This is a genomic window from Sphingobacterium phlebotomi (assembly GCF_008180195.1).
Taxonomy (GTDB): Bacteria; Bacteroidota; Bacteroidia; order Sphingobacteriales; family Sphingobacteriaceae; genus Sphingobacterium; species Sphingobacterium phlebotomi.
On the sequence record NZ_VTAV01000019.1, the window covers coordinates 84068 to 94099 of the forward strand.

General features: G+C 38.8%; 9 protein-coding genes and 1 tRNA gene. 3 read left to right on the forward strand and 7 right to left on the reverse strand.

Going from position 1 to position 10032, the window contains the following annotated elements; all coding sequences use genetic code 11:
- Positions 1-119: 119 nt before the first annotated feature.
- A tRNA-Ser gene (locus FXV77_RS19425) sits at positions 120-204 on the forward strand.
- 101 nt (positions 205-305) lie between these two features.
- Here FXV77_RS19425 and FXV77_RS19430 read toward each other — a convergent pair.
- The 4 genes from FXV77_RS19430 to FXV77_RS19445 all read right to left on the reverse strand — a co-directional run bounded on the left by FXV77_RS19430 (position 306) and on the right by FXV77_RS19445 (position 4638).
- The gene (locus FXV77_RS19430; RefSeq protein ID WP_148920903.1) at positions 306-1268 is read right to left on the reverse strand and encodes a hypothetical protein; all 963 of its coding nucleotides are present in this window, start codon (positions 1266-1268) and stop codon (positions 306-308) included.
- Between the two features lie 70 nt (positions 1269-1338).
- Positions 1339-1899, reverse strand: a complete 561-nt coding sequence (locus FXV77_RS19435; protein WP_222867828.1) for a DUF1543 domain-containing protein — start codon at positions 1897-1899, stop codon at positions 1339-1341.
- 98 nt (positions 1900-1997) lie between these two features.
- Positions 1998-3419 (reverse strand): RtcB family protein, encoded by a 1422-nt coding sequence (locus tag FXV77_RS19440; RefSeq protein ID WP_222867829.1) that lies wholly within the window; start codon positions 3417-3419, stop codon positions 1998-2000.
- A 124-nt stretch (positions 3420-3543) separates the two neighbouring features.
- Positions 3544-4638, reverse strand: a complete 1095-nt coding sequence (locus tag FXV77_RS19445) for a slipin family protein (protein WP_148920905.1) — start codon at positions 4636-4638, stop codon at positions 3544-3546.
- Positions 4639-5422: 784 nt separating this feature from the next.
- On the opposite strand from FXV77_RS19445, the gene FXV77_RS19450 reads away from it, so the two are divergent.
- Complete coding sequence (locus tag FXV77_RS19450; protein WP_148920906.1) at positions 5423-6454, forward strand: helix-turn-helix transcriptional regulator; 1032 nt, start codon at positions 5423-5425, stop codon at positions 6452-6454.
- Between the two features lie 126 nt (positions 6455-6580).
- Entirely contained in the window at positions 6581-7012 is a 432-nt protein-coding gene (locus FXV77_RS19455) for a cold-shock protein (RefSeq protein ID WP_246162529.1), read from the forward strand.
- 89 nt (positions 7013-7101) lie between these two features.
- Here the strand turns inward: FXV77_RS19455 and FXV77_RS19460 are convergent, their stop codons facing one another.
- From FXV77_RS19460 to FXV77_RS19470, 3 genes are all read right to left on the reverse strand, one after another.
- Positions 7102-7296, reverse strand: a complete 195-nt coding sequence (locus tag FXV77_RS19460) for a cold-shock protein (protein WP_105717781.1) — start codon at positions 7294-7296, stop codon at positions 7102-7104.
- A 4-nt stretch (positions 7297-7300) separates the two neighbouring features.
- Positions 7301-8440, reverse strand: a complete 1140-nt coding sequence (locus tag FXV77_RS19465; RefSeq protein WP_148920907.1) for a DEAD/DEAH box helicase — start codon at positions 8438-8440, stop codon at positions 7301-7303.
- A gap of 368 nt (positions 8441-8808) precedes the next feature.
- Positions 8809-9870, reverse strand: coding sequence for a fatty acid desaturase family protein (locus FXV77_RS19470; RefSeq protein ID WP_148920908.1), 1062 nt, complete (start codon positions 9868-9870; stop codon positions 8809-8811).
- Between the last annotated feature and the right edge of the window lie 162 nt (positions 9871-10032).

Sequence of the window (10032 nt, forward strand, 5' to 3'; positions counted from 1 at the left end):
GGCTGTTCCTTTTTAGCGTGTCAAGGTCTAGAAAAAATAATTTACCTCATTTTCAAAGGGTAATACACAAAGGCTAAAATAAGTTTTGCGAAGCGGGCTGGAATTTCTACTTTTGCAGCGGAGAGCTGGCAGAGTGGTCGAATGCGGCGGTCTTGAAAACCGTTAACTGTAACAGGTTCAGGGGTTCGAATCCCTTGCTCTCCGCTGAAAGCTTCAATCAAAAGATTGGAGCTTTTTTTATTCCATCCTGTTTAACTTTGGCATTAACCGAAGGTATTCGAACAGAAGGGTTGGGCTCTATAATCCTAATTGCCTCTTACTTCAAAAGCCTCATAATGCTTTGGTGACCTCTCTTTCTTTAAAAGCCATAGTTCACTTTCTTTGAATTCAAATTCTTGTGTTTCTGCCCAGCGCCATGATTTGTTCTCACGTAGATTAAAACCACTTACTTTAAAAGATACGGCAATCCGATTTTCATCCACCGTTAGATTGATTTCATCGAATGTATCCTGCACCGTTGCGCCATCGGGTGTGGTTGGACAGTTCATTAATTCTTTCTTGATTTCTTCTTCATTTCGGAACCAAAACCGCAGAAAATCTAAGTGTTTGTGCGAACACTGATACCCCAAATCCAAAGCCCAAAGAATTTTACATTTCAAGTTACTCCTGTCGTTATTGGCTCTTCCATCCCACTCGCAAGCATTGCCGATAAAAGTTGCTATATAGGCTAATACTGCTTTTTCGGGTTCGGTGATGTTTCGGATATATTCCTCGTTCAGTACGATGGTATTGATTTCGGCTTCTAATTGTTTATCGTAAATGGTTTCGCGCCATAGGAATTTGATTTCTTTATTTTGTAATTGAAGTGGTTTCAGTTTTTTTGCTGAGATTAGAAATTCCGTAAAATCCAAAAACTCACTATCACCCGCATATCGGATACTATCCACTTTCCATCGTATTTCGATTTCATCACCGCGGACAAAATTATATTCACTATCGTAAATAAAGCTGGTAGTGTCGTTGTTTTTTGCTACAATAGCCAACCAATTATCGCCTTCGTCATTAAATTCCACAAATTGTACCGTGTCGGTATATAACTGACCAAGAGTTATTTTCTCGTCCGTTCTCCACGGAATTTTAAGCAGGTTTGTGGTATCCACGATTTCCCTCTCGTTATCTGGTATAAGGTTTGCTTTGTTGGTTTTGGCAGTTTCGCGGCACGCCCCGGTAAATAGGACGAGGATAAGCATATAAATAGTTGTTTTCATTTTAAAGTTTTTTATTCTGCTGCACCATAAATCCTGTTTTTCGCTTCGTGGATATTAGGATATCAGATGATCATGATTCAAAATTAGCTGCTATTAATTTACTTATTTTCAGATATCCGACTTCCAATTCATCTTCCGTGCGCGATGGATCATCCGTTATTTGAAGACTATATTGCTCCTTAAACCGGGGATCAAGTAAATCGCTTACCTCGTAAATATCGTCTACATCAATTCCATATTTATCATCAATATGAGAGGATTCGTGATGTTTCCAAAAGGTAGACTCCTTTGCTATTCTCGTAGCATCGCCTAAATTGGAAGCTACCACCAATTGCTTATAATGATATTCCTCCATATCGTCCTGTTTATATCCTCCCAGATTTACAAAATAGAGCTTGTTCACCTCCATGTCCTTATCGTTGTTTTTCGGAACAATATCAATGGCATAGCGACCAACTTTCGTAACTTTTCGCCAGGAGTCGATATGCATCTTACCCTCCAATGCTGGCCAAAATGCATATATAGCCGGCACAAGTTCCTTTAGTTCTGCTGCTACACCAAAAAAGACATCATGCTGTTCTGTAAATCTTCCCTCAGGTTTCCCGCCAACAACCACCATAAATAACTCCATAGCTTTCTGATTTTATTATTATCGAATCCTTGCCAATAAAAGTAAATCATATCGGTGAAAAACCTATGGATTATAGTATTATTTTTTAGCGATTTCCTTTAATCCTCTCTCGAACCGTCATCAGCCATACGCACAATTTTCGGTGAAAACGTCGCTACAACATCCACTAGGTCTGCTTGTGCCGACATTACTGTATGAATATCTTTATACGCCATCGGCGCTTCGTCCATTCCTGCACCAAGCAAGGTAATACCGTTATCTTCCAATATTGTTTTTAAGTCCGTCGATGACAATGTCTTGATAGCTTGTGTGCGGCTCATTAAGCGACCTGCACCATGTGAGGCTGAATTAATAGCAGCATCCTCTCCTTTTCCGCGCACCAGAAAACCCGGTGTCGCCATAGAACCTGGAATTATCCCCATTACATCTTTGCTTGCGGGTGTAGCCCCTTTGCGATGCACGATTACTTCGTGACCATCGAATAGCTCCTTCCAGGCAAAGTTGTGGTGATTTTCCACTTTAGCCAGCAACTCCGCTCCCAACGCGATTTTTATTTTATCATGGATAACTTGGTGGCAAGCTGAAGCATAATCGCCAGCCAGATTCATCGCCAGCCAGTATTCTTGACCCTCTGTGGTATTCAAATCCAGGTATGCCAGATTTTGGGCTTCATAAGGAAGCTTACATATCTCTTTTGCCAATTTCGTATAATGTCCCGCGATAGTTGCTCCTAATCCACGAGAACCCGAATGTGTCAGTAACGCCAAGTATTTACCTTTTTCCACACCCAATGCCTCGTCTGCTTCGGTAAATTCCATCACGCCAAATTCCACAAAATGGTTCCCTCCTCCTGACGTTCCCAATTGTGTCCACGCCTTGTCTTTTAGCGCGCGGACAAAATCATTCGTTTCAAACAACGCGTTATCTAAAACTTCATGATCCACTCTTTCGTGCTTCAAATAACCATGTCCCGCGCCAAATCGTGTTTTTTTCATTAAAAGATCTTTCAGTTTATCGGGGTATTCCTCCAGATAAGACGTCGGCAAATCAAACACGGACAATGCCATACGACAACCGATGTCCACCCCCACGCCATAAGGGATAACCGCATTTTTCGTTGCCAACACCCCCCCAATCGGTAAGCCATAGCCTTGGTGTGCATCCGCCATTAGCGCTCCAGCAACTGTAACGGGTAGCTTCATTGCCACATTCATTTGCTTTTTAGCGCCATCTTCGATATTTTCTTCTCCGTAAATGGTATAGGTCTCCGGATTTTCTTTTAAAGGAATCATCTCTTCTTCCATCGCATCAATTTTCAGCAAAACGTCAGCGAGTGGTTTAAAAACAGCATCTTCTAGATACAGTTCTGGATTTTCAAGTACATTTTTGAAGTTAACCAACATTTGTTCTCGAGTAAAACCCAATCTTTTTTTGTTAATCTTCAATGCAACACCCATTGCATGGTTTTCTTTATATCCCAAGGCAATCAAATCATTGCCATTAATTCTTTTATTCTCCATTTTTCTTATTGTTACCATGTGACCTCGTTAACAAGTTATCAAGATACACATATTATCATTCTTAAAGCAAGGAGCAACAAACCTCTTTACGTCACTCCTTGCACCTCTTTATTTCCACTTTGGTTTACTTCACAAACAATTGTTTCAACTGGTCAACGATTTGCCCGTTGCCGGATACGGAGATATTGTTAATTTTTTCCGCGATTTTCTCCACGTACTCCATTTCCTTCAATTTGAACAACATTGCATTTTCTTCCATCAGCTTTGCTGTATTCAACAAACTTCTGGTAGAGGCTGTTTCCTCCCGGCGCGTAATGATATTGGCCTGTGCGCGTTTTTCAGCAATTAATACCTGATTCATAATGTCACGTACGTCACCTGGCAGGATAATGTCCTTCACACCGCCATTCAACATCAACAAACCCAATGCTTTCACATCTTCAGCAGTCGCCTCAATCACATATTTGGAGATTTCGGCTTTGTTTTCCATCAATTCATCCAACGTCATTTGACCGATGTACCGACGCAACACTAATTGCATTAAGGTATACAGTTGCTTTTCGTAATCCTTGTTTTCCAACAACGCTTTCACGATGTCATACACCTGATATTGCACAGAAAAATTGACACGGATTTGTGCTTTATCTTTCGTTAGGATTTCCTGTCCGGAAACCTCCATGGTCGCTACACGCATATCTGCTTTGCTTATCGAAATAGTTGTCGCATTTTTCCACCAATAGTATGTTCCGGCATTCAATATCATTACAAATACACCGTCTACAAACAACAATCCTTTCTCGAATGGCTCTAATTTGAATTGACGCACATAATATGCTAATGTTTGTCTCTCCAACAATTGGCGGCTCACCGCAGGTGATATTTCTATCGTTGAAATATCCTCGATTTGGAAACGGTAATGTTGTAAGCCTTTCCAGCATACATGACGACCTGCAGGCAATACTTTGTTAAAATTGTTATTGACATACATGATGCACAACTCGTTATCCGCTACTTCTACTATCTCCACGAAATCCTTGAAGCCATCTATCAGCAACAACACATCAATATCATGCGGTGTCTGGAACGCTTTGGACATATCGTAGATTTCTACTTTTTCTCCAAATCCCAACCAGTGTTTACCAGCCGCCAATACACGTACCACGGCGTTTTTTTTAACAACCAAACCGACTTGATTTACATTTACTGTTACTGTTTTCATGATTTCTATTATTATATTATTTTGTACGTTATACATTCCAAAAAGCTCTTCGCGTTTCGTTCATTGCTTCCCAACGGAACTTAAAAGGAATGATTTGTTTGTAAAGACATGTCCCAGATGATCGCAGATCTGGGTTTCTGACTTTACCTCCTAAAACATTTGTTTTAAATTGCGAAGTAAGGTTACAATTGTTGCTCTTTCTCTCTCGTACCAAGTTTGTCGAGGTATCTCCATTAACTGCAGAACGAAAAACAATAGCAACCGAACAAAAGACGAAAAGCTTAAAACATGACTTTTTGAAAGAAAGTCTAAACTTAACTAATGGAACTTTCGTTCCTCCAACCGATGGACTCATGTGATGGATGAGCGAGGGATTCGAACCCTCTCTATAACCTCAAAACTATCCATTTTGCCAGTATATTGTATTCTACTGAACAAACACTATCCTGCTATACCGAAACAGGAGACTAGGGCGCCATTTCTAATCAAGAGGTATCTTTGTGCCTCACCGCACATATCTTTAAAAGCTTTACGCTTGTTTTCATCAAAGAACGATTGTCATACCTGACATTACAAAGATGCAGACCCTATTACGCAGCCGTTATACGCAATAAGAGAAAAAACCAAGAAAAATGATAAAACAATTTAAATCATTAATAATCAACGAAATAATTTTACAAAAACCCATAGGGAAAGGCTATAAGGAGCGATATTACGCAAGTATATTGCGTAGTAAAATAAAACTTCTAACTTTACCTTGAACAAAATAAACTGAAAATTATCCATGGCGATCAATAAGCTGGCTTTAATCCGATATAAAATCATTGACAATTGTCTTCGACAAACACACCGTAAATGGACATTAGAAGATTTAATTGAAAAAGTTTCCGATGGTATTTACGAATTAGAAGGCATTCATAGCGGCGTTAGCAAAAGGACGATACAAGGTGATATTCAGCTGATGCGTAGCAACAAATTAGGATATAACGCTCCGATTGTCGTCATCAAACGTAAGTTCTACACTTACGGAGATCCCAATTATTCCATTAGCAACTCCCCATTGTCAGATAATGATATGTCCAAAATGAAAGATGCCGTCGATATATTGAAACACCTCAATGGCTTTTCTTATTTCGAAGAAATGAGTGACATGATTGCTCGGTTGGAAAACAATCTATCGAAGCAGGAAAGCGAGTCAGCATCTTACATACAACTAGAAAACAACAAGCTACTAAAGGGGTTGCATTGGATAACACCTATTCACAAAGCTATCCGGGAAAAAACACCTTTATTGATTACGTATAAGTCCTTTAAATCGAAGTCAGAACAAGAAGCGGTATATTTCCCGTATTTACTCAAGGAATATCGCAACAGATGGTTCCTCATTTGCAAACCTAAAAAAGGCAAAACGCTCGTAACATTAGCACTCGATCGGATTGAAGACTTAGCAGAAATGGCAAGATCAGGCTATATTCCCTATGATGGTATTGATTTTGAGCGCTATTATGCCGATACCATCGGTGTGACAAAATCTGAACGCGACCGGGGCCATCGCATCATTTTGCAGATAGACAGCTATAATGCGCCTTATGTTACTACCAAGCCTATACACGCTTCACAGCAACTCTTGAAAACCGAAGAGGATGGCAGTATTCTCATCCGCTTAGACGTCGTATTAAACTTTGAGCTGGAACGTGAAATATTAGGCTTCGGTGAATGTATCAAAGTATTAGCACCAAAAATTCTGCGTGATAGAATAAAAAGAAGATCCTACAAAATGTTGCAACAATACCTCACATCTACTAAAGATTGTTGAATTGCTTTTGACATTTTAAATCCGTATATTTGTATACATTTCATAAAGGCACCTATCTCTTATCCTCAAGCAATCCGCTTCATATAAGATTTACACCTTATTATTTTATAATTTTAACCCCTTTTAATGTCAAGAAATCAACTTACATTCAAGAAAAAAGAACTTGCTAAAAAACAGCAACAGAAAAAAAAAGAAAAACAAGAAAGAAGAGAACTAAACAAATCCTCGAACAACAAAGGTAAATCATTGGAAGAAATGTTTGCCTACGTGGATGAATTCGGCAATATTTCCGATACACCACCAACACAACCCTACAAATTCAAAGAAGAAGATCTACTACGTCCAGCAGATATAGAGGAAGAATATCTTTATGGTAAAGTTTCCTATTACAACGAAGTTGGTCACTATGGTTTTATCCGGGACAACCTCAGCAGAGAAACCGTTTATTTTAACGATAAACTTGCGGGTATGGTTTTGGCAGTAAATCAAAAAGTAAAATATAAATATATCCGCACGAAACAGGGAAACCAAGTTTCAGAAATAGAACTACAGCCTTAATCTTTTAGGCAAACAAAAATGGCAAGCTAAAAAGCTTGCCATTTTTAATATGAAAAGTAGCCTAATCTCATTATTAGGCTATCTCATCATTATCTCGCTACGCGAACATTCACGGCGTTAAGCCCTTTTTTACCTTGCTCAACATCGTATGTTACGCTATCGTTTTCACGTACGTCATTTACTAAACCTGTTGAATGTACAAAGATGTCTTGACCACCATTACTTGGTGTAATAAAACCGAAACCCTTGGTAACGTTAAAGAATTTTACTGTTCCTTCTTGCATTGTATTAATTGTTTATTGATAAATTATTATTTTTTTGTTCGGCGATCGGTAATTGAAAGCCAATTAGTTTTTGAATTTTTAGGAGTGTCGGTTTTTCCTCCTCACTACAAAGGGAAAGTGCTTTACCTTCTTTTCCAGCTCTCCCGGTCCGACCGATACGATGTACGTATGTTTCAGAATCAACCGGCAGATCGTAATTAATAACGAACGGAAGCTCTTGGATATCAATCCCTCTGGCTGCTATATCGGTAGCGATCAATATGTTGACACCTCCATTTTTAAAAGATGACAACGCCTTTTGTCGAGCCGTCTGCGATTTATTCCCGTGAATACTAGCAGCAGCTATTCCACCCTTACCCAGTATTCTGACCAGTCGATCCGCACCATGTTTTGTCCGTGTAAAAATCAACGTCTGCGTGACTTTACGGTCCCGCAATACGCCGGCTAAAAAAGCCGCTTTATCTTTCTTCTCGACAAATGAAACAGATTGTACAATCTTTTCTGCTGTTGATGATACTGGCGAAACATTAATTTCAGCCGGATTATTTAAGATGGTATTTGCAAACTTCCTGATTTCATTCGGCATAGTCGCCGAAAAGAATAAGGTTTGTCTTTTCTGCGGAATGTGCTTTAAGATACGTTTTATATCATGCACAAACCCCATATCCAACATGCTGTCCGCCTCATCCAATATCAATATTTTAATTTGACTAAGGCTCACATGACCTTGGTTAATCAAATCCATCAATCTACCCGGGGTAGCAACCAATATATCTACTCCTTTTCGTAATTGCGCCACTTGGGCAACCTGGGAAACACCTCCATAGATTGCTAACCGATTGATACGAATATTTTTACTGTATAGTGCGACACTTTGGTCAATTTGTATCGCCAGTTCCCTTGTAGGAACGAGCACCAAAGCACGTGGCATATTGTATTTCTTTGTATCTAATGATAGTGACTGCAGCACCGGCAAAGCAAAAGCTGCTGTTTTTCCTGTCCCTGTTTGGGCGCAACCGATTATATCTCGGCCCTCCAATATGAGGGGTATAGCTTGCTTTTGTATCTGCGTAGCTGACGAATACCCAATATCATTGACGGCCTTTATAATAGGATCTATTATCCCGAAATTACTAAAACTCATTTTTTTAAAATTATGACTGAACTCCATACTTATTTAAAAGTCTGACGGATTATCAATCGCATGTCTCGACAAGGCATTGCTTGATTCCAAGGAGAACAATGCATTTTGTTTGTTAGCAGTAATATATCGAGATGTTCAGATCGGAGGGTTTCAACGCCAATCAGCACGAGTGCTGTCTATATTTATGATAACTTACAATGGCAACTGAAAAAGCTAAAACTGAGGCGAACGTTAAACTAAACGACGTCAGAAAGAGCGTAGGCAGAGCCTTGTGCGGTCAAAGGTAATGCTAATTATTTGTAAATAAAAGACTTTTCGTCATTTTTTGAACTATCTAAATATAAATGTATCTCCACTATTCCCCAATATTACCTAGACATTGCCTGGATAACCTTAACGTGTGACATAAAAGCCTGCCGAAAGGATTTAAACTCGATATACTGGATATTGTATTCTTTACAGGTTTGCTGTACAATTTTATTAAGAGCAGGATAGTGCACATGGCTAATCCGGGGGAACAGATGGTGTTCCACTTGAAAATTGAGCCCTCCCAATAACCATGTCAATACATTGTTCGTGGTAGCAAAATTCGCAGTCGACTGAATCTGATGAATCATCCACTCCTCTTCTACCTTCGATTCATCTATAGTCTTAAATTCTGTTTCAGAGACTACATGTGCCAATTGAAAAACAGTTGCCAAACTAATGCCACAGACAGCACCGGCAATACCCAATCCAACCAATGTAGGTAACCATCCTACATATACAATAGGTATTACGACAAATAGGGCAAAATGTAATATTTTACTTGTCCAAAAAATTACCCGTTCACGTACTGGAAAATGGAATTTATCTGAGGTTATGCCCATCTTTTGCCGGAAATATTTTTCATAATCTTGATAAAAGATCCACGCTAAATAGGAAACACCATATAGGAAGATAAAATAAAACGATTGGTAACGGTGATGCTTTTTTAATTGTTGATCGTGATGAATCCGCATGAATTTAACTTCAATATCATGGTCTTCTCCGTCGATATTTGTATAAGTATGATGAGCGATATTGTGTTTAAGCTTCCAAAAATAGATATTGCCTCCCAATAGATTTAATGTATAGGAAAGTGCAGTATTCAAATTTTTGTTGTCTGAAAATGAATTATGGCCTGCATCGTGCATGATATTGAAACCAATTGCGGCGAGGTTAGCCCCGAAAAGTGCACAGAGCACAACGCCGATAGCCCAATGCGGTTGAACAAAAACCAAAACTGTATACAGCAAAGCAAAAGTGGTCAACAGCACTGCTGCTTTAATAAATATCCGTCTATTTCCGGTCTTCTTTTTATATGTACTCTTGAAATAATCGTTGATTTTAAATTTAAGGGATTTTGAAAACAATGTATTGACATTGTTAAACTTAATGGATGAACTCATTGGATCTTGTAAAAGTGGTATCGTATTTTTTTGTAAATATAATCGTTATACTTCAATAATTTATCTGACCGACAGTTAAATGAATGTTAAATAAATATCGAGGCTAATTTAGAAGCATATTTAAGATTAAATGTTAAAATTTGTTAATACACGATATTACAT